At 72.9% G+C, this 25,197-nt stretch carries 25 protein-coding genes; 11 read left to right on the forward strand and 14 right to left on the reverse strand.

Going from position 1 to position 25,197, the window contains the following annotated elements; genetic code table 11:
* Positions 1-5 precede the first annotated feature (5 nt).
* Positions 6-458 (reverse strand): MaoC family dehydratase, encoded by a 453-nt coding sequence (locus tag KLP28_10185; GenBank protein ID QWC83991.1) that lies wholly within the window; start codon positions 456-458, stop codon positions 6-8.
* Between the two features lie 65 nt (positions 459-523).
* On the opposite strand from KLP28_10185, the gene KLP28_10190 reads away from it, so the two are divergent.
* A complete protein-coding gene (locus KLP28_10190) occupies positions 524-1,636 on the forward strand; it encodes an adenosine deaminase (GenBank protein QWC83992.1) in 1,113 nt (370 codons plus the stop codon).
* Here KLP28_10190 and KLP28_10195 read toward each other — a convergent pair.
* The 7 genes from KLP28_10195 to KLP28_10225 form a co-directional block, all read right to left on the reverse strand.
* Entirely contained in the window at positions 1,617-2,135 is a 519-nt protein-coding gene (locus KLP28_10195; GenBank protein QWC83993.1) for a hypothetical protein, read from the reverse strand. The genes KLP28_10190 and KLP28_10195 overlap by 20 nt on opposite strands.
* A gap of 70 nt (positions 2,136-2,205) precedes the next feature.
* Entirely contained in the window at positions 2,206-2,775 is a 570-nt protein-coding gene (locus tag KLP28_10200; protein ID QWC83994.1) for an LPXTG cell wall anchor domain-containing protein, read from the reverse strand.
* A gap of 68 nt (positions 2,776-2,843) precedes the next feature.
* Entirely contained in the window at positions 2,844-4,628 is a 1,785-nt protein-coding gene (locus tag KLP28_10205; protein ID QWC83995.1) for a DUF4012 domain-containing protein, read from the reverse strand.
* Positions 4,628-6,334 carry a phospho-sugar mutase gene (locus tag KLP28_10210; GenBank protein ID QWC83996.1) on the reverse strand — a complete coding sequence of 569 codons (1,707 nt, stop codon included), beginning with the start codon at positions 6,332-6,334 and terminating at the stop codon, positions 4,628-4,630. Before KLP28_10210 ends, KLP28_10205 begins: the two co-directional genes overlap by 1 nt.
* A gap of 22 nt (positions 6,335-6,356) precedes the next feature.
* Positions 6,357-7,166, reverse strand: coding sequence for a purine-nucleoside phosphorylase (locus tag KLP28_10215; protein QWC86915.1), 810 nt, complete (start codon positions 7,164-7,166; stop codon positions 6,357-6,359).
* Between the two features lie 25 nt (positions 7,167-7,191).
* Positions 7,192-8,073, reverse strand: a complete 882-nt coding sequence (locus KLP28_10220) for an FHA domain-containing protein (protein QWC83997.1) — start codon at positions 8,071-8,073, stop codon at positions 7,192-7,194.
* Positions 8,074-8,077: 4 nt separating this feature from the next.
* Entirely contained in the window at positions 8,078-8,290 is a 213-nt protein-coding gene (locus KLP28_10225; GenBank protein ID QWC86916.1) for a hypothetical protein, read from the reverse strand.
* A gap of 168 nt (positions 8,291-8,458) precedes the next feature.
* On the opposite strand from KLP28_10225, the gene KLP28_10230 reads away from it, so the two are divergent.
* Both KLP28_10230 and KLP28_10235 read left to right on the forward strand, forming a co-directional pair.
* Complete coding sequence (locus tag KLP28_10230) at positions 8,459-9,853, forward strand: NAD(P)H-quinone dehydrogenase (GenBank protein QWC83998.1); 1,395 nt, start codon at positions 8,459-8,461, stop codon at positions 9,851-9,853.
* Between the two features lie 194 nt (positions 9,854-10,047).
* Complete coding sequence (locus KLP28_10235; protein QWC83999.1) at positions 10,048-11,313, forward strand: SpoIID/LytB domain-containing protein; 1,266 nt, start codon at positions 10,048-10,050, stop codon at positions 11,311-11,313.
* A 184-nt stretch (positions 11,314-11,497) separates the two neighbouring features.
* Here the strand turns inward: KLP28_10235 and KLP28_10240 are convergent, their stop codons facing one another.
* Complete coding sequence (locus KLP28_10240; protein QWC84000.1) at positions 11,498-13,282, reverse strand: ATP-grasp domain-containing protein; 1,785 nt, start codon at positions 13,280-13,282, stop codon at positions 11,498-11,500.
* A gap of 188 nt (positions 13,283-13,470) precedes the next feature.
* Here KLP28_10240 and KLP28_10245 point away from each other — a divergent pair, with 188 nt between their 5' ends.
* Both KLP28_10245 and KLP28_10250 read left to right on the forward strand, forming a co-directional pair.
* Positions 13,471-14,640: an acyl-CoA dehydrogenase family protein gene (locus KLP28_10245; GenBank protein QWC86917.1), complete on the forward strand. Its 1,170-nt coding sequence runs from the start codon at positions 13,471-13,473 to the stop codon at positions 14,638-14,640.
* A 102-nt stretch (positions 14,641-14,742) separates the two neighbouring features.
* Positions 14,743-15,138, forward strand: a complete 396-nt coding sequence (locus KLP28_10250; protein ID QWC84001.1) for a rhodanese-like domain-containing protein — start codon at positions 14,743-14,745, stop codon at positions 15,136-15,138.
* Between the two features lie 6 nt (positions 15,139-15,144).
* On the opposite strand, the gene KLP28_10255 is transcribed toward KLP28_10250, so the two are convergent.
* The 4 genes from KLP28_10255 to KLP28_10270 are packed head-to-tail and all read right to left on the reverse strand — an operon-like array spanning position 15,145 to position 18,860.
* A complete protein-coding gene (locus KLP28_10255) occupies positions 15,145-16,359 on the reverse strand; it encodes an MFS transporter (protein ID QWC84002.1) in 1,215 nt (404 codons plus the stop codon).
* A gap of 7 nt (positions 16,360-16,366) precedes the next feature.
* Positions 16,367-17,008, reverse strand: coding sequence for a septum formation inhibitor Maf (gene maf / locus KLP28_10260; protein ID QWC84003.1), 642 nt, complete (start codon positions 17,006-17,008; stop codon positions 16,367-16,369).
* Complete coding sequence (locus tag KLP28_10265) at positions 17,005-17,247, reverse strand: acyl-CoA carboxylase subunit epsilon (protein QWC84004.1); 243 nt, start codon at positions 17,245-17,247, stop codon at positions 17,005-17,007. The genes maf and KLP28_10265 overlap by 4 nt, the downstream gene beginning before the upstream one ends.
* Before the next feature lie 14 nt (positions 17,248-17,261).
* Entirely contained in the window at positions 17,262-18,860 is a 1,599-nt protein-coding gene (locus KLP28_10270) for an acyl-CoA carboxylase subunit beta (GenBank protein ID QWC86918.1), read from the reverse strand.
* Positions 18,861-18,966: 106 nt separating this feature from the next.
* Here KLP28_10270 and KLP28_10275 point away from each other — a divergent pair, with 106 nt between their 5' ends.
* The 6 genes from KLP28_10275 (at position 18,967) to purE (ending at position 23,912) form a co-directional block, all read left to right on the forward strand.
* Complete coding sequence (locus KLP28_10275) at positions 18,967-19,827, forward strand: biotin--[acetyl-CoA-carboxylase] ligase (protein QWC84005.1); 861 nt, start codon at positions 18,967-18,969, stop codon at positions 19,825-19,827.
* A gap of 50 nt (positions 19,828-19,877) precedes the next feature.
* On the forward strand, positions 19,878-20,408 hold the full coding sequence (locus KLP28_10280) for a PH domain-containing protein (protein ID QWC84006.1): 531 nt from the start codon (positions 19,878-19,880) through the stop codon (positions 20,406-20,408).
* On the forward strand, positions 20,405-21,475 hold the full coding sequence (locus tag KLP28_10285; GenBank protein QWC84007.1) for an adenylate/guanylate cyclase domain-containing protein: 1,071 nt from the start codon (positions 20,405-20,407) through the stop codon (positions 21,473-21,475). The genes KLP28_10280 and KLP28_10285 overlap by 4 nt, the downstream gene beginning before the upstream one ends.
* A 147-nt stretch (positions 21,476-21,622) precedes the next feature.
* Positions 21,623-22,030, forward strand: a complete 408-nt coding sequence (locus KLP28_10290; protein QWC84008.1) for a winged helix-turn-helix domain-containing protein — start codon at positions 21,623-21,625, stop codon at positions 22,028-22,030.
* A gap of 131 nt (positions 22,031-22,161) precedes the next feature.
* On the forward strand, positions 22,162-23,382 hold the full coding sequence (locus tag KLP28_10295; protein ID QWC84009.1) for a 5-(carboxyamino)imidazole ribonucleotide synthase: 1,221 nt from the start codon (positions 22,162-22,164) through the stop codon (positions 23,380-23,382).
* Complete coding sequence (purE, locus tag KLP28_10300; protein ID QWC84010.1) at positions 23,379-23,912, forward strand: 5-(carboxyamino)imidazole ribonucleotide mutase; 534 nt, start codon at positions 23,379-23,381, stop codon at positions 23,910-23,912. The genes KLP28_10295 and purE overlap by 4 nt, the downstream gene beginning before the upstream one ends.
* Positions 23,913-23,967: 55 nt before the next feature.
* Here the strand turns inward: purE and KLP28_10305 are convergent, their stop codons facing one another.
* The gene (locus KLP28_10305) at positions 23,968-25,182 is read right to left on the reverse strand and encodes a thiolase family protein (GenBank protein ID QWC84011.1); all 1,215 of its coding nucleotides are present in this window, start codon (positions 25,180-25,182) and stop codon (positions 23,968-23,970) included.
* Positions 25,183-25,197 lie beyond the last annotated feature (15 nt).

The following is a 25,197-nucleotide window of genomic DNA, read 5'->3' on the forward strand; positions in this document are numbered from 1 at the left end:
GGCGGTCAGGGCAGCAGGAGCACCACGGTCTCGGCGACGCAGGCCGGCTTGTCCTCGCCGTCGATCTCGATCGAGTGCTTCAGCGTGAGCTGCTTGCCGGCCGGGATGTCGGTGACCTCGCCGACGCTGACGTGCACGCGGACGCGACTGCCGACCGTCACGGGGTTGGGGAAGCGCACCTTGTTGACGCCGTAGTTGAGCTTCGCGCCCGGGGTCTCCAGGCCGAACACCTGGGCGCCCAGCATCGGGATCAGCGACAGGGTCAGGTAGCCGTGGGCGATCGTGGCACCGAACGGTCCGTCCTTCGCGCGCTCGGCGTCGACGTGGATCCACTGGTGGTCGCCGGTGGCGTCGGCGAACTGGTCGATGCGGTCCTGCTCGATGGTCAGCCAGTCGGAGCTGCCGAGCTCCTCGCCGGCGGCGGCGGAGAGCTGGTCGAAGTCGGTGAAGGTGCGCACGGGCGGGCTCCTGTCGTCGGTGGCGTCCGCATCGGTGACGCCGTGTGGGGTGCTTGGATGGCGGTATGGCTGAACCTACCGCCCCCACCGGACTGACCGAGGACGTGATCCGGCGGGCGCCCAAGGCCCTGCTGCACGACCACCTCGACGGAGGTCTGCGCCCTGCCACCGTGCACGAGCTGGCGGCCGAGGTCGGGCACGAGCTCCCCGTGGCGGGGGGCGCGGACGATCTGGCCGACTGGTTCAGACGATCTGCTGACTCCGGCTCCCTGGAGCGCTACCTGGAGACCTTCGCACACACGGTCGGCGTCATGCAGACGGCCGAGGCGCTGCGTCGGGTGGCGCGGGAGGCGGTGGAGGACTACGTGGCCGACGGCGTCGTGTACGCCGAGGTGCGGTGGGCGCCCGAGCAGCACCTCGAGGGCGGGCTCGACCTCGAGCAGACCGTGCAGGCGGTCGCTGACGGTTTCGCCGAGGGCGTCGCCGCGGCCGAGGCCGCGGGGCGCACCGTCGTCGTCCGCCAGCTGCTCACGGCGATGCGGCACCAGGCGCGCTCCCGCGAGATCGCCGAGCTGGCCGTCGCCTGGCGCGACCGCGGCGTGGTCGGCTTCGACATCGCCGGAGCCGAGGCGGGCAACCCGCCGACCCGTCACCTCGACGCGTTCGAGTACCTCGCCCGGCAGAACGCCCACTTCACCATCCACGCGGGCGAGGCCTTCGGGCTGCCGTCGATCTGGGAGGCCCTGCAGTGGTGCGGTGCCGACCGGTTGGGCCACGGCGTACGCATCGTCGACGACATCGAGCGCGCCGACGGCGGGGACGTGAGGCTCGGGCGCCTCGCGGCCTACGTGCGCGACAAGCGCATCCCGCTCGAGCTGTGCCCGAGCTCGAACGTGCAGACCGGCGCGGCCGAGTCGATCGCGACCCACCCCATCGGGATGCTCGCCGACCTGAGGTTCCGGGTCACGGTCAACACCGACAACCGCCTCATGAGCGACACCTCGATGACGAAGGAGATGTCGCTGCTGCACGAGGCGTTCGGCTGGGGGCTGGAGGACCTGCGGTGGGTGACGGTCAACGCGATGAAGTCCGCGTTCCTGCCCTTCGACGAGCGGCTCGCGCTGATCGAGCAGACCATCAAGCCCGCGTACGCCGACCTCATCGCCGCGCAGGGCTGAGGAGCAACCACCAGCGCGACCACCCGGCGACCCGCGGGTCGCGGGCGACGTCGGCTGCGGTGAGCACGAGTCGGGCGCCCACGGCCGGTTCGTACACGGACAGACGGTGCCCGTCGCCGCCGAGCACGAGCGCGACGTGCCGCGGCAGGAGGCGGCCCCCGACGTAGAGCGCGGCAGGCTCCGGGGTGCCGGCGACGGCAGCGACCCTGGCGAACGCCGCGACGGGATCGGACGGCAGCAGGATCGTGGCGTACGCGCGACCAGTCAGACCCTGCAGCGCCGCGCGGAGTGCCCATGGCGAGGTGCCCAGGGCACGCGGCCACGGTGCCTGCAGACCCCCGGTGGGGGAGCGGTACGACGCGAGCAGCGGGTGCTCGGCAGCGATGAGGTCGCCTGTGTGCGCGGCCAGGCGTTCCGCGTACGCCGGGTCCGTCAGGCCCCGCGCCACCGCCAGACAGGTCGGACCGCACGAGGTGCCGTCGGGCTGGCGGATGATCACGGGTGCGGCTCCGGAGACGACACGAGCGGGCCCACCCGGAGGTGGACCCGCTCGTGACGGTGTGTCAGGTTCAGGCGGTCGCGCGGCGGCGACGGACCAGCAGCACCGAGCCGCCGGCCAGCAGACCGGCGCCGGCGAGGCCGCTGATCAGCATCGCGTTCGAGGAGCCGGTGGCCGGGAGACCGCCGACGTTGTCACCGGTGTCGCCACCCACGACGACCTCACCGTCGTCGTCGCCGCCGGCGTTGTTGCCGTCGTTGTCGTCGGTGTCGTCACCCTCGACCTGCACGGCCGCGGTGGCGAGCACGAAGCCGCCCTCGTCGCTGGCGGAGATCGTGTACTGACCCGAGCAGTTCGCGCCGAGGCTGACCACGAAGTCGATGGTGCCGAAGGCGTCGTTGGGCTGCGAGACCGTGGAGACGATCGCGCCGGAGGAGTCGGTCACAGTCACCGTGACGGTGCCGGCGTTGCCGGCCTCGACGGTGATCGGGACGGTGCAGTCGTCGGCGTTGCCGTCGTTGACGACGATCGCCTCGGCGGCGCCGCCGTTGTAGCCGGCACCGTTGGGGCCGTCACCGACCGCGAAGGCGGCCGAGGGGGCCAGGGCGAGCACCGCGGCCACCGCAGGGGCAGCAAGCATGCGGGAAGTCTTCATGGGGGTCCTTACGTAGTCAGTCGATCACGATCCTGAGAGCACACTAAAGGAAGTCAGGGGCAATCCAAAGCCTGCTTCGTTAATTGCGTGTGACGACTCATCGGCGTCGTGCGCACGGCCAGGGCGCCGGGGCGGGCTGCGGCCGCCGACAGGTCCTTCAGGCGAGTGACGACAACCACGGTGCCGCCGGGAGGCACCTCGACCTCGACCGCGGCGACGAAGAGACCGTCGTGGAGCACCGAGCGGATCCCGACGGGTTCGCCGTCGACGAGCACGGACCCGAAACCCGCCTCGGGCGGGGCGTAGAGGAACACCTGCGTACGCAGCGTGCCGAGCGGATCGCTGCCGGCGACGACGTAGTCGGGGAGGGACTCCCGCGCCTCGCGGGAGCGCGGCACCTGCGAGCCGACCTCGACCCGGACGGCGATGTCGCCGCTGGGGTCGGGCTCGCCCTCGGAGCAGACCGGTCGGGTCGTGACGTCCAGCGTCTCGTAGTAGGAGAGCTTGGAGGCGGTGGTCTCGAAGAGGTACACCCCGAGCTCGGGCCGCCGGCCGTCGCGGCCGTCGAGCTCGCCGGCGACAGGTGACCCGGACAGCTCGGCCTGCTCCCCGGCGCGACGCGACCACAGCAGCAGCCGGCCCTCCTCGACGGCGGTCGCGAGCGACTCCGCGGCCACGCGTACGTCGGCGCGCCCTGCCGCGAGGCGGTCGAAGACGCGCTTGGCGGCCAGGGCGAAGAACTCGTCCTGGGCGGTCGGGTCGGGCAGCGCGGCGTAGACGCCGCTGAGCAGCAGGGACGCGGCGTTGTCCGCGGTCAGCTCGACGCCGCCGACCTGCACCGGACCGGTCGCCCGCAGCAGGAGGGCGAGCGCGGCAGGGTCGACCGACAGGACGCCCGCGACCTCCTGGCCGACGTCACGCTGCCACCGCGCCGCGGCGAGCTCCGCCGCCCGCGGGAAGTCCGGTGTGTTCGGGGCGTTGAGGAAGTAGGTGCCCAGGCCGATGCCGTACAGCGACTGCTCCGCGAGCGACAGCGGCAGGACCGGTTCCTCCAGCTCACCGAAGGTGTTGCCCGCGACCTGGCGCTGCAGCCGGATCCGTCCGTCGTTGGCGGTCACCAGGATGGCGGTACCGGCGATGCCCCCCAGGGAGCGGGCCTCGGCGGTGTTCTGGTTGAGCAGCAGGTAGCGGCGCGGCCCGTCGCCACCGAGCATCGGGGGCAGCAGCGTGACGAGCCGGTCGGCGAGTGCGACCCGGTCGACCAGGTCGATCACCTCACCCCGGAGCTCCGCGACCGCGTCCGCCAGCGGCCCGGCGACCCCGGAGGTGTCGAGGGAGCCCAGGTCCGTACGCGCCGCGACGAGCCCGTCGAAACCCGCGGTGACCCCCGGGGCGGCCTCACGCAGCGGCTCCAGCGGCACCCGACCGTCGACGGGCTTCAGCGCGTCCGCGGTCAGGGTGGTCGCGGCGCGCGCCAAGGATGCCGCCGGACCGTCGGCGAGGTCGTCGGTCACGGCCACGACGGTGCGCAGCGCGGTCACGTCGTCGCCGAGGACGGGCGCGTACGCCGCGAGCCGCCACGCCCAGGTGTCCACCGCGTCGCGCGCCTCGGCGGTGTCGGCCCGCAGCGAGGCGACGCGGGCGTCGATGCCGGCGATGTTGCCGTCGGTGACGTCCTGCTGCAGCTCGGTGATGTCCTCGCGGGCGCTGCTGAGGCGCTCGTACGCCGTGAGCGCGCCGAGCGCCATCCAGATGCCGATGCCCACCAGCACGATGACCAGTGCGAGCAGCGACAGGCCGGTGACCAGCCCGAGGCGCCGCGTGCGGGGTGGGGCCATCAGTCCGTCTCGAGCCGGGCGTACAGGTCGTCGCTGAGCGTGGTGAGGAGCTGCTCCGCCTCCTCGCGGGAGCCGGCCAGGGACTCGGCGTCGGCGTCCGCGTCGACGGCCACGACGGTCTCGAGGTAGCACTTGAGCTTCGGCTCGGTGCCCGAGGGGCGTACGACGACGCGGGTGGTGTCGCCGAGCCGGAGGCGCAGGCCGTCGGTCGGGGGGAGGTCGCTGCCGTACGACGCGGGGTCGCGGAGGTCCTCGACCGCGCCGACCGGCAGACCGGCGAGCTCGGTCGGGGGGTCCTCGCGCAGTCCCGACAGCACCGCGGCCGCCCGGCCGACGCCCTCCTCGAACCGCAACGACAGCTGTCGGGTGGCGTGCACCCCGTGCCGACGGGCGAGGTCGTCGAGGTCGTCGACGAGCAGACCGCCGCCTGCCTTGCGGTCGGCAGCGAGGTGCGCGAGCAGCAGCAGGGCTGAGATGCCGTCCTTGTCGCGGACGTTGCCCGGGTCCACGCAGAAGCCGATGGCCTCCTCGTAGGCGAACGCGAGGTCCTCCACGCGCGCCAGCCACTTGAAGCCCGTGAGCGTCTCGGCATGCTCGCGCCCGGCGGCCGCGGCGATGCGGCCGAGCAGCGAGGAGGAGACGAGCGTGCAGGCCAAGGTGCCGGGGGCACCGTGCCGGGCGAGGTGGGCGCCCAGCAGGGCCCCGATCTGGTCCCCGGTCAGCACCTGCCAGTCGCCGCCGATGGCGTCGCGGGGCAGGGCGAGCGCGCACCGGTCGGCGTCGGGGTCGTTGGCGATGACGATGTCGGCGCCGACACGGCGGGCGAGGGTCAGGGCGAGGTCCAGGGCGCCGGGCTCCTCGGGGTTCGGGAAGTCGACGGTCGGGAAGTCGGGGTCGGGGTCTCCCTGCTCGGGCACGACGTACGGCTCGGGGAAGCCCGCCTCGGCGAGCACGGCCAGTGCGGTCTCCCGGCCGACGCCGTGCATCGGGGTGTAGACGATCCGAAGGTCGCGCGCCCCCTCGGGGACGACCCGACCGACCGCAGCGCGGTAGTCGTCGACGAGCTGCTCCTCGACCCCCCGGACGCGGTCGGCGTCGCCGCGGGGCAGCTCGTCGACGCGGCCGACGGCCTCGATGTGCGCCGCCACCTCGGCGTCGTGCGGCGGGGAGAGCTGTGCCCCGTCGGCGAGGAAGACCTTGTAGCCGTTGTCGGCGGGCGGGTTGTGGGACGCGGTCACCATGACGCCCACGGCACAGCCGAGCGCGCGCACGGCGTACGCCAGCACCGGTGTCGGCAGGGGACGGGGCAGCAGCAGGGGTTCCACGCCGGCGCCGGCCATCACCGTGCAGGTGTCGAGCGCGAAGGTCTCGGAGTTGTGACGCGCGTCGTAGCCCACGACGACGCGCAGCGGGCCGTCCGGTGACTGTGTCGCACCCTCGGCGTGGAGCCACGCGGCGAGCCCGGCAGTCGCACGCGAGACGGTGACCCGGTTCATCGCGGCGGGGCCGGGACCCATGACGGCGCGGAGCCCGGCGGTGCCGAACTCGAGCTCGCCCTCGAAGAGGTCCGCGAGCCGTGCGTGGGCGTCGGCGTCGCCGTCCGCGGCGGCCACCAGCTGCTCGACCCGGGCGCGGGTCTCGGGGTCGGGGTCCTGGTCGGCCCACTCCCGGGCGCGCGCCAACAGGTCCGGTGGCGTGGAGGTCATGGGACGAGGCTAGTGGGACCGCTCAGAGCCGCCCGACCACGTCGGCGAGCAACGACCCCATGCGCTCGGCGGCGGCCTGGCCGGCCTCGAGCACCTCCGCGTGGTCCAGGGGCTTGCCCCCGATGCCGGCGGCGGCGTTGGTCACCAGCGAGATGCCGAGCACCTCCATGCCGGCCTGACGCGCCGCGATGGCCTCGAGCGTGGTGCTCATGCCGACGAGGTCGGCCCCCATGCGCCCGAGCATGGTGATCTCGGCGGGGGTCTCGTAGTGGGGTCCGGGCAGCTGGGCGTACACCCCCTCGGCCAGCGAGGCGTCGACCTCGCGGCAGACCGCGCGCAGGCGGGCGGAGTAGAGGTCGGTCAGGTCGACGAACTCCGCCCCCTCGATCGGGGAGGTGGCGGTGAGGTTCAGGTGGTCGCGGATGAGCACCGGGGTGCCGGGCTCCCAGGAGGCGTCCAGACCGCCCGCCCCGTTGGTCAGCACGATCGTCGAGCAGCCGGCGGCGGCGGCGACGCGTACGCCGTGCACGACCGGGCGCACGCCGCGGCCCTCGTACAGGTGGGTGCGGCCTGCCATCAGGAGCAGGGCGCGGTCTCCGCTGCGGACGCTGCGGATCGTGCCGCCGTGACCTTCCACCGTGGGTGCGGAGAACCCGGGCAGCTCGGCGGCCGGGAGCTCCGCGACGGTCTCGCCGAGACGCTCGGCGGCGGGCAGCCAGCCCGAGCCGAGCACCAGGGCGACGTCGTGCCGAGCGACGCCGGTGCGCTCGGCGAGGGCCTCGGCCGCCTGGGCGGCGAGGGCGCGGGGGTCGTGGTCGGCGGACTGGTGCAAGGCGTCGTCGTTCACGCGGGAGACCCTAGGCGGTCGGCTCCGGTGGAGGCGGCACGGACCGTTGCGGCGCCCGCGGCGGCTGCATGCGCTGCCGGCCGAGCTCGCCGCCGAGCCGGCCGCCGTAGGGCCGACCGTGGTCGGCGTACTCCGCTCGCGTGTAGGCCAGCACGTACGCGCCGAGCTGGACGCGGCTGCCGGTGCGCAGCAGCATGCGCGCCTCCCGCATCCCGTTGACGCTCACCGCGGCGTCGAGCGAGACGATCACGTACTCGTCGTCCTCGTCGTGGTGGATCTCCGCGTGGCGTGGCGCGAGACCCGGGAGCACGATGTCGCAGGCGGCATCGCTGCCGACGACGGTCACGTCCTCGGTCAACGGCAAGGGGTCGCGGACGACCCCCACCCAGGAGGGAGTGGCCTGGACGACGAGGCTCGGCGAGCCTCCACGGGCCGGGTCGTGGGTGGTCGTCACCGGTGGCGGTGGACCAGGGCGCCACATCGTCGGGAACAGCGGCTGGAGCGTCGGCGGTGGCACCAACGACCGCGCCGTGGCGAGGTCGGGCAGCGCCGCCGGACCACCCTCGCGTCGGGCGCGTAGCACCACGGCCACGCCCCCGACGCTGCCGAGACGCACCCGGGGCGACCTGGTCGCCAAGCGGTGCCACCAGGGGGCCGAGACGTTGCCGAGGGTGACCAGGTGCCGACCCCGGCTGACGACCCGCACGACCATGTCGCGCGAGGCCATGGCCTCGGCCGCGGCCCGGCCGGCCACGGAGCCGCTCGCACCCACGAACGGCCCCGGGTCGTCGATCTCGAGGGTCAACCGGTTCGCCGCGCCCCGCAGACTTCCCTTCACGGGGTCACGACCCGGCAGGTCGACCTCGAAGGCGAGGTCGGCACCGATCGCCATCGCGTCAGTCCGTCTGCGTCTGGTTGTCGTCGGTGGTGATCTGGAGGGTGCCGTCCAGCTTCCACACCGCGCGCGGGGAGTCCTGCCCGGTGTCGCGGGGCACCTCGACGACCATGTCGATGAAGCGGTAGTTGATGGCCGCCTGGCGTCCGGTGAGGAACGACCACATCTTGGCGCCGAGGTCCGTCCAGTCGACGGGCTCCTCGCGGGCGGACAGGGGCTGGGCTGCGGGGTCGGTGGGGTTCTAGCTCATGGTGGTGCTCCGTCGTGCAGGAGGTCGCAGTCAACGTTTTCTTCGTGATCCGCGTCACCCTCTTTCCCGCGGAGCGGCCCCGCCCAAACGGGTGGGCCGAGGAGTTCCCGGCTGCGTGGGAGACTCGACGGCGTGTCTGACGTGGTGATCATCGGTGGCGGTCCTGGCGGGTACGAGGCGGCGCTGGTCGCCGCGCAGCTGGGCGCACGCACCACGGTCGTGGACTCCGACGGGCTGGGCGGCTCCGCAGTGCTCACCGACTGCGTGCCGTCGAAGACCCTGATCGCGACCGCGGAGGTGCTGACCGACCTCGACGGCTCCGCCGAGCTGGGGGTGCACTTCCGTGACGACGACGGAGACCTGGCCGACAAGGCGTTCGTCGACCTCGAGCGGGTCAACGAGCGGGTGCTGAAGCTGGCCGCCGACCAGTCGCGCGACATCACCGAGCAGCTCGAGGAGGCCGGCGTACGCGTCGTGTCGGGGCGCGGTCGCCTCGACGGGGCCGAGCGGGTGGCCGTGACGACCGCCGACGGGGGCACCGAGACCCTGTCGGCCGACGCCGTGCTGCTGGCGACCGGCGCAGCTCCCCGCACGCTGCCCTCGGCCGAGCCCGACGGTGAGCGCATCTTCACCTGGGAGCAGATCTACACGCTCACCGAGCTGCCCGAGAAGCTGGTCGTGGTCGGGTCGGGCGTCACGGGCGCGGAGTTCGCCTCGGCGTACCACGCCCTGGGTGCCGACGTCACGCTCGTCTCCAGCCGCGACCGGGTGCTGCCGGGTGAGGACGCCGACGCCGCGCAGGTGCTGGAGGACGTGCTGCGGCGCCGCGGCATGGAGGTGCTCTCGAAGTCCCGCATGGCATCGGTCGTCCGCGACGGCGACACCGTCACCGTCACGCTGACCGACGGGCGCAGCGTGGAGTGCTCGCACTGCCTGCTCGCCCTGGGGTCGGTGCCCCGCACCGGCGACCTCGGTCTGGAGACCGCCGGCGTCCACCTCGACGAGGGCGGCTTCATCGACGTCGACCGGGTCTCACGCACCTCCGCCCGCGGGGTGTACGCCGCCGGCGACTGCACGGGTGTCCTGATGCTGGCCTCGGTGGCCGCGATGCAGGGTCGCATCGCCATGCGTCACGCGCTCGGCGACGCGGTCGTCCCGCTGGACCTCCACACGGTCGCCTCGAACGTCTTCACCGCACCCGAGATCGCCACCGTCGGCTGGTCGCAGGAGGACGTCGACGCGAGGCCGGAGGCCGCCGAGCGGGTCATGCTGCCGCTCTCGGGCAACCCGCGCGCGAAGATGCAGGGCGTGCACGAGGGCTTCGTGAAGCTGTTCTGCCGACCCGGCACCGGCATCGTCGTCGGCGGTGTGGTCGTCGGGCCGCGGGCCAGCGAGCTGATCCACCCGGTCTCGCTCGCGGTGGGCGAGTCCCTCACGGCCGACCAGGTGGCCCAGGCCTTCACGATCTACCCCTCGATGAGCGGGTCGCTCGCCGAGGCGGCGCGACGCCTGCACCGCGCCGGCTAGGGGCCCCAGCGCTCGCGGCGACGCCTAGCGCGACACGTCCCAGGGGTCGCGGCGACACGCCGTGAGGGCCCTGTCGAACGGGTCGTCGGTTCACCCCGGAGTGTCCCGCTGTGTCCCGGTACGGCTCATCACCTTTACGTAAAGGCCGAGGTGAGACGCCGTGGGACGGGTGGTGCCGGTGGTGCTCTGGTGCGGTGTCCACGTCCGCTCTGCTGCCACGAGCCGCTCGTTCCCTGACGCTGGCTCTCACCCTGCTCGCGTCCGGCGCCACCCTGAGCCCGGCGCACGCCGACCCGGCGGTACCGGTCCCGCCGTCGGGCAAGGTCCTGATCACCGGGCACGGGTACGGCCACGGTCACGGGATGAGCCAGTACGGTGCGCAGGGCGCGGCGCTGCAGGGCAGGTCGTGGCGCGAGATCGTCGGCTTCTACTACCCGGGCACGACGCTGGCCCGGCAGAAGGCCTGGGTGCGGGTGCTGCTCTCGACCGACCCGGGCGGCGACGTCGTCGTCGAGCCCGTGGCCGGGCTGAAGGTCAAGGACCTCGCCGACGGCTCCGTGTACGAGCTGCCCGACAAGGCGGACGTGGAGGCGTGGCGCCTGAAGGGTGAGGGAGCCACCACCATCGTGTCCAAGAAGGTCGACGGTCGCTGGTCGCGCTGGCGTCCCGAGGGCAAGGTCAAGACGGTCCTCGTCGGCGACGGCCAGTTCCGCGCACCGAGCCCCCTCCGCCTCGTCACACCCAGCGGCGTACGCACCTACCGGGGCGCGCTCCGGACCGCCTCACCGGTGCCCGGCGGCACCGACCGCGACACCGTGAACGTGGTGCGCATGGAGGCGTACGTCAAGGGCGTCGTGGCACGGGAGATGCCCGCCTCCTGGCACCCGGAGGCCGTCAAGGCGCAGGCCGTCGCCGCCCGCTCCTTCGCGATGCGCAGCCGGCTGGACCGGCTCGACGACTACTGGCAGCTGTGCGACACCACCTCGTGCCAGGTCTACGGCGGCCTCGACGACGAGGACCCCCGCAGCAACGCCGCCGTCGATGCCACCCGACGTCAGGTGCTGGTGCACGGCGGCACCCCTGCGCTCACGCAGTTCTCCTCCTCCAACGGGGGCCGTGCGTTCTCGGGTGGTCTGCCGTACCTGATCGCGCAGGACGACCCGTGGGACGGCTGGTCGGGCAACCCCAACCACGACTGGAGCCTCACGGCCGACCTCGGCGCGGTCGCGTCGCGCTACGGCATCGGTGTGCTGCGCAAGGTGCGGGTGCTCGAGCGCGAGGGAGGTGGCGAGTGGGGCGGCGAGGTGGCCCGGCTCGTGCTCGTCGGCGCCGACGGCCGCCGCAGCATGACCGGTCACGAGCTGCGCTCGGCACTCGGTCTGAAGTCGTCCTGGTTCCACCTCGCCGAGGTGCCCCGCACCGGCGAGGGCGCCCGCTCGGGAGGTCGTACGCGCCGCTGAGCACGAGTCGTCCGGCTGCCGGCCCGCGCGCCCGCAGCCGTCGATGGAGTCCCGGGGACCGCTGGGTCGGGGGAGTGGCGGAGCCGGGACCGCGCCGCAGGGAGGCGGCACACGCACGAGGCCCCGGGCACCTGCAGCAGGTGTCCGGGGCCTCGTCGCGTACGCGGGCCGGGTGGGTCGCGCCTCAGGCGGGGTCGGCCAGGTCGCAGATGACCGCGCCGGAGGTGACGGTCTCGCCGACCTCGGCGGCGAGCTTCGTGACCGTGCCGGCCTTGTGGGCCTTGATGGGCTGCTCCATCTTCATGGCCTCGATGACCACGACGGTGTCGCCCTCGGCGAGCTCGTCGCCCTCGGCGGCGACGACCTTGACGATGGTGCCCTGCATCGGCGAGGTGACGGAGTCGCCCGAGGCCGCGGCGCCGGACTTCTTGCCGCCCGCGCGCTTCGGCTTCTTCTGCGCGCCACCGCCACCGGAGCCGCCGCCCATCGCGGCAAGACCGCCGGGCAGGGACACCTCGAGGCGCTTCCCGCCGACCTCCACGACGACCGTCTGGCGCTCGTCGGCCTCAGCCGCCTCGCCGGTGGGACCGGCGTACGGCTCGATCTGGTTGTCGAACTCGGTCTCGATCCAGGAGGTGAAGACACCGAACTCGCCGTCGGCGGCCACGTAGGCGGGGTCACGCACCACGGTGCGGTGGAACGGCAGCACGGTCGGCATGCCCTCGATGACGAACTCGTCGAGCGCGCGACGCGAACGCTCGAGCGCCTGGGTGCGGTCGCGACCGGTGATCACGAGCTTGCCGATGAGGGAGTCGAACGAGCCGGGCACGGTCTCGCCCGCGCCGTAGCCCTCGTCCATGCGTACGCCGGGACCCGACGGGGCGTGCCAGTCGGTGATGGTGCCGGGGGCGGGCATGAAGTTCTGGCCGCCGTCCTCGGCGTTGATGCGGTACTCGATGGAGTGGCCGCGGATCGTCGGGTCGTCGTACCCGAGCTCCTCGCCGGCCGCGACGCGGAACATCTCGCGCACGAGGTCGATGCCGGTGACCTCCTCGGAGACGCAGTGCTCGACCTGGAGGCGGGTGTTGACCTCGAGGAAGCTGATGGTGCCGTCGGTGCCCACGAGGAACTCGCAGGTGCCGGCGCCGACGTAGTCGGCCTCCTTGAGGATGGCCTTGGAGGAGCTGTAGAGCGTGTCGATCTGGTCCTGGCTCAGGAACGGGGCGGGCGCCTCCTCGACCAGCTTCTGGTGGCGTCGCTGCAGCGAGCAGTCGCGGGTCGAGATGACCACGACGTTGCCGTGCTGGTCGGCCAGGCACTGGGTCTCGACGTGGCGGGGCCGGTTGATGTACTGCTCGACGAAGCACTCGCCGCGACCGAACGCGGCGGTCGCCTCACGCACGGCCGACTCGTACTGGTCGGCCACCTCGGACTTCTCGAAGACGACCTTCAGGCCGCGGCCACCGCCGCCGAAGGCGGCCTTGATCGCGATCGGCATGCCGTGCTCCTCGACGAAGTCGAGCACCTCCTGCGCGCTGTCGACCGGGTCCTTGGTGCCGGCCACGAGCGGGGCGCCGACCTTCTGCGCTATGTGGCGGGCCTGCACCTTGTCGCCGAGGCTGCGGATCGCCTCGGCCGGCGGGCCGACCCAGATGATGCCGGCGTCGACGACGGCCTGGGCGAAGTCGGCGTTCTCGGAGAGGAAGCCGTAGCCGGGGTGGATCGCGTCCACACCGGTCTCCTTCGCGACCTCGATGATCTTCTCGATCGAGAGGTAGGAGTCGCCGGGCGTGGACCCGCCGAGCGCGTGGGCCTCGTCGGCGATGCGCACGAACAGCGCGTCGCGGTCGGGCTCGGCGTACACGGCCACGGAGTGGATGCCCTCGTCCTTGCACGCCCGGATGACCCGGACGGCGATCTCGCCACGGTTGGCGATCAGGACCTTCTTCAGCGGCTTGACCTCAGGCACGTTCTCGGGCTCCTAGCAATGTCTACGCAGGATGACTTCTCGTTCACGTGACGGCTCGTCGCGGCCACGCGTGGACAGCGTGTGGAGTCTAGGGGCAGGCCACCCCGCGCGGCCCCCCGCCGTAGCCTGCGGTGGTGAGCATCACGAGCAAGCCCGTCAGCGCCCCCGCCGTCTCGCACGCCTTCGCCCTGCCCCGTGAGCTGGAGGACTTCCGCCTGAGCGTGCGGGAGTTCGCGCAGTCACGCATCGCACCCCACGCGGCACAGTGGGACCGGGACCACCATTTCCCCACCGACGTGGTCCAGGCCATGGGCGAGTTGGGGCTGATGGGGCTGACCGCGCCGGAGGAGTACGGCGGGGCCGGCATGACCGGGGAGGACGGTGCCTTCACCTCGCTGTGCCTGGCGATCGAGGAGATCGGCCGGGTCGACCAGTCGATGGGCATCACCCTGCAGGCCGCCGTGGGCCTCGGCATCAACCCGATCCTCACCTACGGCACCTCGGCGCAGAAGGAGCGGTGGCTCCCCGACCTCGTCGCGGGACGCACGCTCGCCGGCTTCGGGCTGACCGAGCCGCACGCGGGCTCCGACGCAGGGTCGACGCGTACGCGAGCGAGGCTCGACGGGGACGAGTGGGTCGTGGACGGGGCGAAGCAGTTCATCACCAACTCGGGCTCGTCGATCACCTCGCTGGTGACGGTGACCGCGCGCACCGGGGAACGGGAGGACGGTCGCCCCGAGATCAGCTCGGTCATGGTGCCGGCCGGCACGCCCGGGTTCGTCGCCGAGCCGGCGTACGACAAGCTCGGCTGGCACGCCTCGGACACCCACCCGCTGACCTTCGACGGCGCGAGGGTGCCGGCCGACCATCTCCTCGGGGAGCGGGGTCGCGGGTACGCGCAGTTCCTCGCCACCCTCGACGACGGCCGTGTCGCCATCTCGGCGTTGTCGGTGGGGCTCATCACGGCGTGTCTCGAGGCGTGTGTGGCGTACGCGGGGGAGCGCACCACCTTCGGCGTGCCCATCGGCCGCAAGCAGGGCGTGGCGTTCCAGGTCGCCGACCTGCAGGTGATGCTCGACGCCTCACGGATGCTGACCTACCGCGCGGCCGCGCTGAAGGACGCGGGCGCACCGATGGCGGAGTTCAAGCAGGCGGCGAGCGTCGCCAAGGTGTACGCCACCGAGTCCGCCGTGACCGCGACCCGGATCGCGACGCAGGTGTTCGGCGGCTACGGCTTCATGGAGGAGTACCCGGTCGCCCGCTTCTACCGCGACGCGAAGGTGCTCGAGATCGGAGAGGGCACCAGCGAGGTGCAGCGCATGCTGATCGCCCGCGGGCTGGGCCTGCCGGTCGAGTGACCCACCCGCATGTAACCCCATGTTCTGGCTGCTCCGCAGTTCACCGGCGCCGCGCGGAGCAGCACCTCAAACGTTTTAGATGAGGCGGGCTAGCCTCGGCGCATGCGTCGACGTACGTCAGCCCTGCTCGCCACCCTCTGTCTCGCGCTCACCCCGGCCCTCGCCGCGTGCGGAGGCGAGAGCGCGCAGGAGATCGCACCGGCCGACGCCCTGGTCTTCATCGAGCAGAACGCCGAGGCGGTCGTGCTCGACGTGCGTACGCCGCAGGAGTTCGCCGCCGGCCACCTGCCGGACGCCGTCAACGTCAGCCTCGCCGACGACTTCGAGGAGCAGATCGCCGACCTCGACCAGGACGCGACGTACGTCGTCTACTGCACGACCGGCGTGCGCTCGGCCGAGGCGAGCTCGATCATGGTCGAGCAGGGGTTCACCGCCGTCGTCGACGCCGGGGGCATCGAGCAGCTGCAGGACGCCGGCGCCGACGTCGTCACCGACTGAGGCCGCTCACGTGTCCTCGGGCTCCCGGTGCAGGGTCTCGGGCGCAGCCAGCCACGGCAGCACCGCGAGCGCGCTGATGATCGCCACGGTGGAGAAGCCCCAGCCGTAGCCGGCGGCGTCCACGACGAGCCCGACGAGGATCGGTCCGAGGATCGCGCCCGCGTCCTGGGACATCTGGAACGTGCTCAGCACCGTGCCGCCGGAGCGCTCGTTGCCGATCACGTCGGCGACGGCGGCCTGCTGTCCCGGGTTGACCAGGCCCGCGCCGACACCGGACACGACCGACAGCACCAGCAGCAGCCACAGGCTGTCGGCGAGCCCGATCACGCCGAGACCGACGGCGGTGATGCCGAGTCCCACGATCACCAGCGGCTTGCGCCCGACGCTGTCCGTCAACCGACCCGCCACCTGCAACGTGGCCGCGGTCGCGGCCGCCGCGACCGCGAGCACCACGCCCGCGACCCACGGCTCGTTCCTCACCGCGATCGCGAGCTGGGGCAGGACGGCGACGCGGACGCCGAAGTTGCACCACCCGTTCGCGAACGCGCTCGCGAGGCAGGCGAGATAGGTGCGGTGGCCGAGAGCCTCCCGCACGGTCATCGGCGGGTGCGTGGAGCGGTCGGGAGCCGCCCGCAGCCGCGCACCGCGGAGCCCGTACGCCACGGCGGAGGCCGCCAGCACCAGCATGGCCGCGTACACGACGAACGGCACCCGCAGCCCGAAGCCGGCGAGCAGCCCGCCGAGCACCGGGCCGACCATGCCGCCGACGAGGAACGAGGAGGCGTAGTAGGAGGTCACCCGCCCCCGGATCGTGGGCGGCGCGAGGCGCACCAGCAGGGCCATCGCCGAGACCGTGAACATCGTCGACCCCACCCCGCCGAGGCCGCGGTAGATCAGCAGCTCGGTGTAGGACTGAGCGAACGCCGTCGCGAGCGAGGAGGCCGCCACGACCAGCAGCCCGGTGAGGTAGACCGGGCGCTCGCTGAACTTCGAGACCAGCGCGCCACCTGCGGGGGCGAAGACCAGCCGGAAGAAGGCGAAGGCGCTGACGACGGTCGAGGCGGCGGCCACCCCGACGTCGAACGAGCGGGCGTACGCGGGGAGCACCGGGCTGACCAGCCCGAACCCGATCGCGATCAGGAAGGCCGAGACGACCAGCACCCAGATCTCGCTGGGCACGTCCGGTCGCGTCGCGGCGCCCTGGGGACGGGTGGTGGTCACCCCTGCATCATGCGTCCGGGCCGGTGACGGGGTCGGCGGACCACAGGTCCGTCCAGGCGACGTCGACCTCGGCGAGCATCAGTCGGAGGGTCGGCAGGCTGAGACCGACGACGTTGTGGGGGTCGCCCTCCACGCCGGTGACGAACGCCCCGCCCAGGCCGTCGAGGGTGAAGGCCCCCGCGACCAGCAGCGGTTCGCCGGTCGCGACGTACGCGTCGATCTCGGCGTCGGTGACGTCGGCGAAGTGCACCACGGTGTCGACGGCGCGCACGACCTCACGGCCATCCGCGCCGACCGTGAGGCAGTGCCCGGAGTGCAGGACGCCCTTCCGTCCGCGCATGAGGCGCCAGCGCTCGCGGGCGGTGGCCTCGTCGTGGGGCTTGCCGTAGATGTGGCCGTCGAGCTCGAGCACCGAGTCGCAGCCGAGCACGAGCAGACGCCCGGGGTCCGGCTCGTCCTCGAGCAGCCGGGCGTGGACCGCGCGCGACTTCAGCGTGGCCAGCGTCGTCGCGAGCGCCGCCGGGCTGACGGCCTCGACCACGGACTCGTCCACGCCGGACACCACGACCTCGGGCTCCACGCCCGCACTGCGCAGCGTCGCGAGACGTGCCGGCGACTGCGAGGCGAGCACCAGCCGCGGCGAGGTCACCGCGGCAGGCCGCTCGAGCGCCAGGCGCCCCGGGTGCCCGCGACGTCGCTGAACCGCGTCGGCACGACCGTGCGGCGTACGGCCCGGTGCGGGGCCCGCCACTCAGCGATCGGCGCGGGAGCCGCCGGGGTGCCGCCGCCCATCGAGGAGAAGACCGCGACGAGCGCGGCGATCTCCTCCGGCGTCGCGTCGGGGGAGACGACACGCAGGAGGGGCTGCTGCGGGGCTTCCTCGGTCATGTCGGTCTCCTCGCTCACAGCGGGATGTTGCCGTGCTTCTTCGGCGGCAGCGTCTCGCGCTTGTTCTTCAGCAGGCGCAGTGCCTTGACGATCTCGGCGCGGGTCTCGCTCGGCTGGATCACGGCGTCGACGTAGCCGCGCTCGGCCGCGATGTAGGGGTTGGCGAGCGTCTGCTCGTACTCGTCCATGAGCTCCGCACGGCGCTCGTCGGGGTTGTCCGAGCTCGCCAGCTCCTTGCGGTACAGGATGTTGACCGCGCCCTGGGCCCCGACCACCGCGATCTGCGCGGTCGGCCAGGCGAAGCTGATGTCGGAGCCGAGGTGCTTGGACCCCATGACGACGTACGCGCCGCCGTAGCCCTTGCGGGTCACGACCGTGACCAGCGGGACCGTGGCCTCGGCGTAGGCGTAGATCAGCTTGGCGCCGCGGCGGATGATGCCGTCCCACTCCTGGTCGGTGCCCGGCAGGAAGCCCGGCACGTCGACCAGCGTCACGACCGGCAGGTTGAAGGCGTCGCAGAAGCGTACGAAGCGGGCCGCCTTCTCCGAGGCGTCGATGTCGAGCGTGCCCGCCAGCTGCATCGGCTGGTTCGCCACGACGCCGAGGGGACGGCCCTCGACGCGGCCGAAGCCGATGATCATGTTGGGGGCGAAGAGGCCCTGCACCTCGAGGAAGTCCTCGTCGTCGACGATCGCCTCGATCACGGTGTGCATGTCGTACGGCTGGTTGGCGCCGTCGGGCACCAGGGTGTCCAGCGCCAGGTCGGTCTCGGACGGCTCCAGCTCGGCCGGGTCGTCGTAGGCCGGGGGCTCGTCGAGGTTGTTGCTCGGCATGAACGACAGCAGGCCGCGCACGTACTCGAAGGCGTCCTCCTCGTCGGAGGCCATGTAGTGCGCGTTGCCCGACTTGGTGTTGTGCGTACGCGCGCCGCCGAGCTCCTCCATCGAGACGTCCTCGCCGGTGACGGTCTTGATGATGTCGGGGCCGGTGATGAACATCGCCGAGGTCTGGTCGACCATCACGGTGAAGTCGGTGACGGCGGGGGAGTAGACGTGCCCGCCGGCGCAGTTGCCGAGGATCATCGAGATCTGCGGCACGACACCGGAGGCGTGCACGTTGCGCTGGAAGATCTCGCCGTACATGCCCAGGGAGACCACGCCCTCCTGGATGCGTGCGCCGGCGCCCTCGTTGATGCCCACGACGGGCGAGCCGGTCTTCATCGCCAGGTCCATGACCTTGATGATCTTCTCGCCGTAGACCTCACCGAGGGCGCCGCCGAAGACCGAGAAGTCCTGGCTGAAGACGCAGACCTGGCGGCCGTCGACGGTGCCGTAGCCGGTGATGACGCCGTCGCCGAAGGGCCGCTTCTCCTCGAGCCCGAAGTTCGTCGACCGGTGCCGGCTCAGGGCGTCGAGCTCGACGAAGGAACCCTCGTCGAAGAGCATCTCGATGCGCTCGCGGGCCGTGTTGCGACCCTTCGCGTGCTGGCGCTCCTTCGCCTTCTCCTCCTGGCTGGAGGTGGCCTCCTCCACGCGGCGCTGCGCCTCGGCGAGCTTGCCCGCCGTGGTGTGGAGATCGAGGTCGCTGGGGACCTCGATGCCTTCGGACGACATCTCGCTCACGGATGGCTCCTGTGCTCGGGTGCTCGGGTGCTCGGCTGCCGACGGGGTGCTGCACGGCGGCGTGTCGGCGGTCAATCTAGTGCCTAGGGTCGGCGGCATGTCCCACAGCCCACCCCCACGAGAGCAGGGTCACGCACGCCCCGAGCCCGCGGCCGGACCGGACCCCTCCGCCATCGAGGGGCCCTGGCAGGTCACCGTCCGCGAGCAGGTCGCCTCGACCAACTCCGAGGCCCGCGCGCTCGCGGCCCAGGGCGCCTCCCACCTCACCGTCGTGACGACCACGAACCAGACGGCCGGCCGCGGTCGGCTCACGCGCGCCTGGGTCACACCGCCGGGTGCGGCGCTGAGCACCTCGGTCGTGCTCGTGCCCCCGGACCGGGTCCCGGCGCAGCGATGGCCCTGGCTTTCGCTGCTGACCGGGTTGGCGGTGCACGACGCGCTCGAGGTGCTGGGCGTACGCGCGGGGCTGAAGTGGCCCAACGACGTGCTCGTCGAGGACCGCAAGATCTGCGGGATCCTGGTGGAGCGGGTCGACCGCACCGGTCTGCCTCCCGCGGCGGTCGTCGGCGTCGGTCTGAACACCGCCGCGGGGCCGGGTGACCTGCCCCCCACCGGCACGTCGCTGCGGCTGCTGGGCGCGCCCACGGACCCGACCACCGTCCTGTCGACGCTGCTCGCGGCCCTGCTGGGCCGCTACGAGGCCTGGTTGGCAGCCGGCGCGGACCCGGCGGGCGGCGACGGGGCGCTGCTCGCGGACTACCGGGCGGCGTCGACCACGATCGACACCGACGTACGCGTGCACCTGCCGAGGGACGCCGTGCTCGAGGGGCGATGCGTCGACGTCGACGCCGCGGGCCACCTGGTGGTGGAGGTCGAGGGGCGTCGCCACCAGCTCGGGGTGGGCGACGTCGTGCACGTACGCGCCGGGGGAGCCGCGGGAAGCCGCCCGGTCGACTGAGCGGCACCACGCGTGGTCGCCGTCGCCCACGAGGAGGCCGGTGACCTGGCATGATCGACGCTGTGCCTGGCGGTGACATCGACCTCGCGCCGGACGAGGACCTCGTCGTCCGGCTCCGTCGTCATCCCACGGCACTGATCGTCCCGCTGCTGGTCGTCGCGGCCGCGGCGATCCCCGCAGGCGTCGTCGCGAGCTTCGTGCCCGACCCGGCGCGCGGGCCCTTGACGGTGATGGCGTGGCTGCTCGCCGCCGTGGCGGTGCTGTGGTGGGCCGTACGCCCGGCGGCCGACGCGCTCACCGCCCACCACGGGCTGACCAACAGGCGCCTGGTGCTGCACCAGGGGATCGTGTCGCGGCGCGGGTCGACCCGTCCCCGTCTGGACATCCCGCTCACCGAGGTCGAGGCCGTGGCGGTGGAGGACACGCTCTTCGGTCGCGTCGTCGGTGTCGGCACCCTGGTCGTCCACCGCGCCGGTGCCCCGCCGGTGCGTCTGCGCGACGTGCCCGACGCGGGCCGGCTGCAGGTGCTCGTCGAGGACCTCGCGGACGCCGCGCACGTCGCAGACCGGGACGGGTCGTGACGGCCCGCGAGGTCGAGGCGGCGCGGCGGCGCCTCGAGGAGGCGATCCTGGGGGAGCCGCCCGAGCTCACCGCCGAGGAGGTCGCGGGCGGTGCCGGCATCACCATCGAGGAGGCACGGCGACTGTGGCGGGCGCTCGGGTTCGCCGACGCCCGCGACGAGCGCGCCTTCACCGAGTCCGACCTGCGGGCCGTCGCGCTGCTGATGAGCGCGGTCGACACCGAGGCGATCTCCTTCGACCTCGCGGTGCAGCTGACCCGCGCGGTCGGGCAGACGATCTCCAGGCTCGCCGACTGGCAGGTGACCGCACTGACCTCACGCGTCGACGAGCTCGTGCCCGCCGACGCCGAGCCCGTCCAGGCCGAGGGTGAGTCGCTGGCGGGCGCCGACGTCGGCGTGGAGACGCCCTACCTGCAGCAGCGCATGCAGGCCGCCCTGGGGCTCGTGGACTCCGTCGGCGTCCCCTTCGAGACGCTGATCATCTACGCCTGGCGCCGACACCTGGCGGCCGCGCTGGCGCGGGTCGCGTCCACGGGCGTCCCGCCGGGTGCCGCCAACCGGGACGAGGACCCCCTCTCGGCCGACATGAGCGTCGGCTTCGCCGACCTGGTCGGCTTCACCGCCCGGTCCAACGAGATGAAGCAGCACGACATCGGTGACATGGTCGAGCGCTTCGAGAGCCGCTGCCACGACGTCGTGGCCGGCCAGGGCGGTCGGGTCGTGAAGACGCTGGGGGACTCGGTGCTCTTCGTCGCCGAGCAGCCCGCGGCCGCCGTCGAGATCGGTCTCGGCATCATCGAGGCGATCGGTGAGGACAGGCGCCTGCCGGACGTACGCGTCGGTGTCGCCACGGGCGGCATCGTGCTCCGGCTCGGTGACGTCTTTGGCCCCTCGGTGAACCTCGCCTCGCGGCTGATGACCGCCGCCCGCCGCAACCGACTGATCGTCGACCGAGCGACCTCCGACGCGCTCGACCCCAAGGCGTACGCCTCGCGCGGCCTGCCGAGCCGTGACGTCCGTGGCTTCGGGGTCATGGAGCCCGTGGCCGTACGCCGCATCAGGGACTGACGCCCCCGCCACGACCAGCCCCGGGGTGGGCCGCGGCGGTCGGATGAGGGGTCGGGGTCTAGCCCCTGGCTACGGGGGTCTGGCCCGTCCGGGTGGTCTTGGGAGATTCTGCGTCCCGGTCCCGGCGGCGCTCCTAACTTTCTTTACATGCTGACCATCCAGGACGTCACCGTCGACCCGACCTCCCGCCGCGCCTGGCGCGCCGGGGAGGAGATCCGCCTCGCCCGTAAGGAGTTCGACCTGCTGTACGCGGTCATCAGCCGCGCCGGCGAGGTCGTCACCCGCGAGAAGCTCATGAACGAGGTCTGGGAGACGACGTTCTGGACCTCGTGCAAGACGATCGACGTGCACCTGGGCTGGCTGCGTCGCAAGCTCGGCGACGACCCCCGCAACCCCTCGCTGATCACGACGCTGCGCGGCCAGGGCCTGCGCTTCGAGCTCGAGGCGCCGCAGCGTGCCGCGGTGCCCGCGCAGCGCACCGCGGCCACGGCGCCCGCCGGGCTGCCGGCCCAGCGCTCGGAGTCCCCCGCGGTCGAGCGGGAGCGGGTCGCCTGACCACCTGATCTCCGCGTCGCCCGCGGCAGACCCGCGGGCGCCTCGGACCGGGGACGGGCGGTGTCGTCACGCTCATCGGGGTCACGCGGCCACCACGTGGGAGGGGTGGCCGACGACCTAGGGTGTGGGACGTGACGACACCGCCCGACCCGTCTCCGCAGCTCTCGTCCCCGTCGGGACGCGCCCCCGCGATCGCGGTCATCGGCGGCGGCCAGCTTGCCCGCATGATGGCACCGCCCGCCGCCCAGCTCGGCATCCCGCTGCGGCTGCTCGCCGAGGGCCCGGACGTCTCGGCGGCGCAGGTGATCGCCGACCGCGTGGTCGGTGACCACCGTTCGCTGGAGGACCTGCGCAGGGTCGTCGCGGGCGCCGAGGTCGTGACCTTCGACCACGAGCACGTGCCTACCGAGCACCTGCGTGCTCTCGAGGCCGACGGGGTCGCCGTACGCCCCGGGCCGGACGCGCTCGTCCACGCGCAGGACAAGGCCGTGATGCGGGAGAAGCTGACTGCCCTCGGTCTGCCGTGCCCGCGGCACGCCGTGGTCGCCACGGTCGGCGAGGTCGAGTCGTTCGCCGCGTCGGTCGGCGGCTTCCCGGTGGTCCTGAAGACGACCCGCGGCGGGTACGACGGCCGGGGTGTGTGGGTGGTGCGGTCCGTCGAGGAGTGCGACGAGCCGTTCGGCGTCGCGCAGGAGACCGGCGTACGCCTGCTCGCCGAGGAGCTCGTCGACTTCCGCCGCGAGCTGTCGGCGCAGGTGGTGCGCTCGCCCAGCGGGCAGGCGGCGGCGTACCCCGTCGTGCAGTCCACCCAGCTCGACGGCATCTGCCACGAGGTCGTCGCGCCGGCTCCTGACCTGGACCCGGACCTGGCAGAGCACGCCCAGCACGTCGCGCTGCGGATCGCGGGCGAGCTCGGCGTGGTCGGCATGCTCGCGGTCGAGCTGTTCGAGTCCGCAGACGGCCGCATCCTCGTCAACGAACTCGCCATGCGACCGCACAACTCGGGCCACTGGACCCAGGACGGTGCGGTCACCAGCCAGTTCGAGAACCACCTCCGGGCGGTGCTCGACCTGCCTCTGGGGTCACCGACGGCCAGGGCGCGCTGGACGGTGATGGTCAACATCCTCGGCGCCTCCGGTGACCAGGGAGAGGTGCCGCGGCTCTACGACGGCTACCCGCACGCCCTGGCGCGCGACCCCCGTCTGCGGGTGCACCTGTACGGCAAGGACGTGAAGCCGGGCCGCAAGGTCGGGCACGTCAACGCGTACGGCGACGACCTCGACGAGGTGCTCGAGCGTGCGCGCCATGCCGCGGCGTGGTTCCGCGGAGACCTGGGGGAGGAGAGCGAATGAGCGAACGATCAGGCATGCAGCCACGGGTCGGCGTCGTGATGGGGTCGGACTCCGACTGGCCGGTGATGGAGGCGGCGGTCGAGGCGCTGCGGGAGTTCGACGTGGCCGTGGAGGCCGACGTCGTCTCGGCGCACCGCATGCCCGACGCGATGCTGGCGTACGGGCGCGACGCCGCCGACCGTGGCCTGCAGGTCATCATCGCCGGCGCCGGCGGAGCGGCCCACCTGCCCGGCATGCTCGCCGCGGTCACGCCGCTGCCGGTGATCGGCGTGCCGGTGCCCCTGAAGCACCTCGACGGCATGGACTCGCTGCTCTCGATCGTGCAGATGCCGGCCGGGGTCCCGGTGGCGACCGTGTCGATCGGCAACGCACGCAACGCAGGCCTGCTGGCCGTACGCATCCTCGCCGCGTCGGACCCTGCGCTTCGGGAGCGGATGGTCGCCTTTCAGGTCGGGCTGAACGAGACGGCGACCGCGAAGGGCTCGATGGTGCGCAACGCGGCGACAGGTCAGAGACGCTCGGGTTTCTGACGTCCGCCGGTCGGGATCGTGAGTCCCCCTGGGCCGAGGTCCGGTGGCCGTGGACTCACGACGTCGCGTGCGCGTTGTCGAGCACCAACGCCAGGCCCTGCCCCACGCCGATGCAGATCGCGGCGACGCCCCAGCGCTCCCCGGTGGCCAGGAGCCGTGCGGCGAGTGTGCCGAGGATCCGACCACCCGAGGCTCCCAGGGGGTGGCCGAGCGCGATCGCCCCACCCCAGGCGTTGACCTTCGCGGGGTCGAGGCCGTCGCGCTCCCAGGCGTCGACGCAGGCCAGCGACTGCACGGCGAAGGCCTCGTTCAGCTCGACGGCGCCGATGTCGCTCCACGTGATGCCGGCGCGGGCCAGCGCCCGGTTCGCGGCCTCGACCGGGGCGTACCCGAAGTCCTGCGGGTCGCAGGCGTGTGCGCCTCTGCCTGCGATGCGGGCGAGCGGCACCGCGCCGATGACGTCGGCGGCGGCCTCGGAGCCGATGAGCACCGCCGACGCGCCGTCCGAGAGCGGCGAGGCGTTGCCGGCGGTGATCGTGCCGCCCTTCTCCGCGCTGCGGAAGACCGGCGTCAGCCGCGCGAGCTTCTCGGTGGTGGTGTCGGGACGGATGCCCTCGTCACGGCTCAGATCGACGCCCGGCACGTGGACGACGAGGTCGTCGTAGCACCCCGCCTCCCACGCCTCGTGGGCCAGCCGGTGGGAACGGGCGGCGAATTCGTCCTGTCGGTCGCGGTCGATGTCGAACCGCTCGCGCAGCAGCTCGTTGGCCTCGCCGAGCGAGACGGTCCACTCCGCGGGCATCCGGTCGTTGACGAGTCGCCAGCCGAGGGTGGTCGACACCATCTCGGCGTGCCCGGCGGGGAACGCGCGGGACGGCTTCGGCAGCACCCAGGGCGCCCGGGTCATCGACTCGACGCCGCCGGTCAGGACGACCTCGGCGTCACCGGTCTCGACCTGACGGGAGGCCAGCGCAGCCGCGTCGAGCGAGGAGCCGCAGAGCCGGTTGACGGTCACCCCCGGCACGCTGGTCGGCAGGCCGGCGAGCAGCGCAGCCATGCGCCCGACGTTGCGGTTGTCCTCGCCGGCGCCGTTGGCGTCGCCCCAGACGACGTCCTCGATGGCGCCGGGGTCGAGGTCGGGCGTACGCCCCAGGCAGGCGGTGACCGCAGCGGCTGAGAGGTCGTCGGGGCGTACGCCCGCCAGTCCGCCGCCGAACCGGCCGAACGGGGTGCGGACGGCGGCGTACACGAAGGCGGAGGAGGTGCTCACCGGACCCACTCCATC

The sequence above is a fragment of the Nocardioidaceae bacterium genome (assembly GCA_018672315.1).
In the GTDB taxonomy this organism is placed as follows: Bacteria; Actinomycetota; Actinomycetes; order Propionibacteriales; family Nocardioidaceae; genus TYQ2.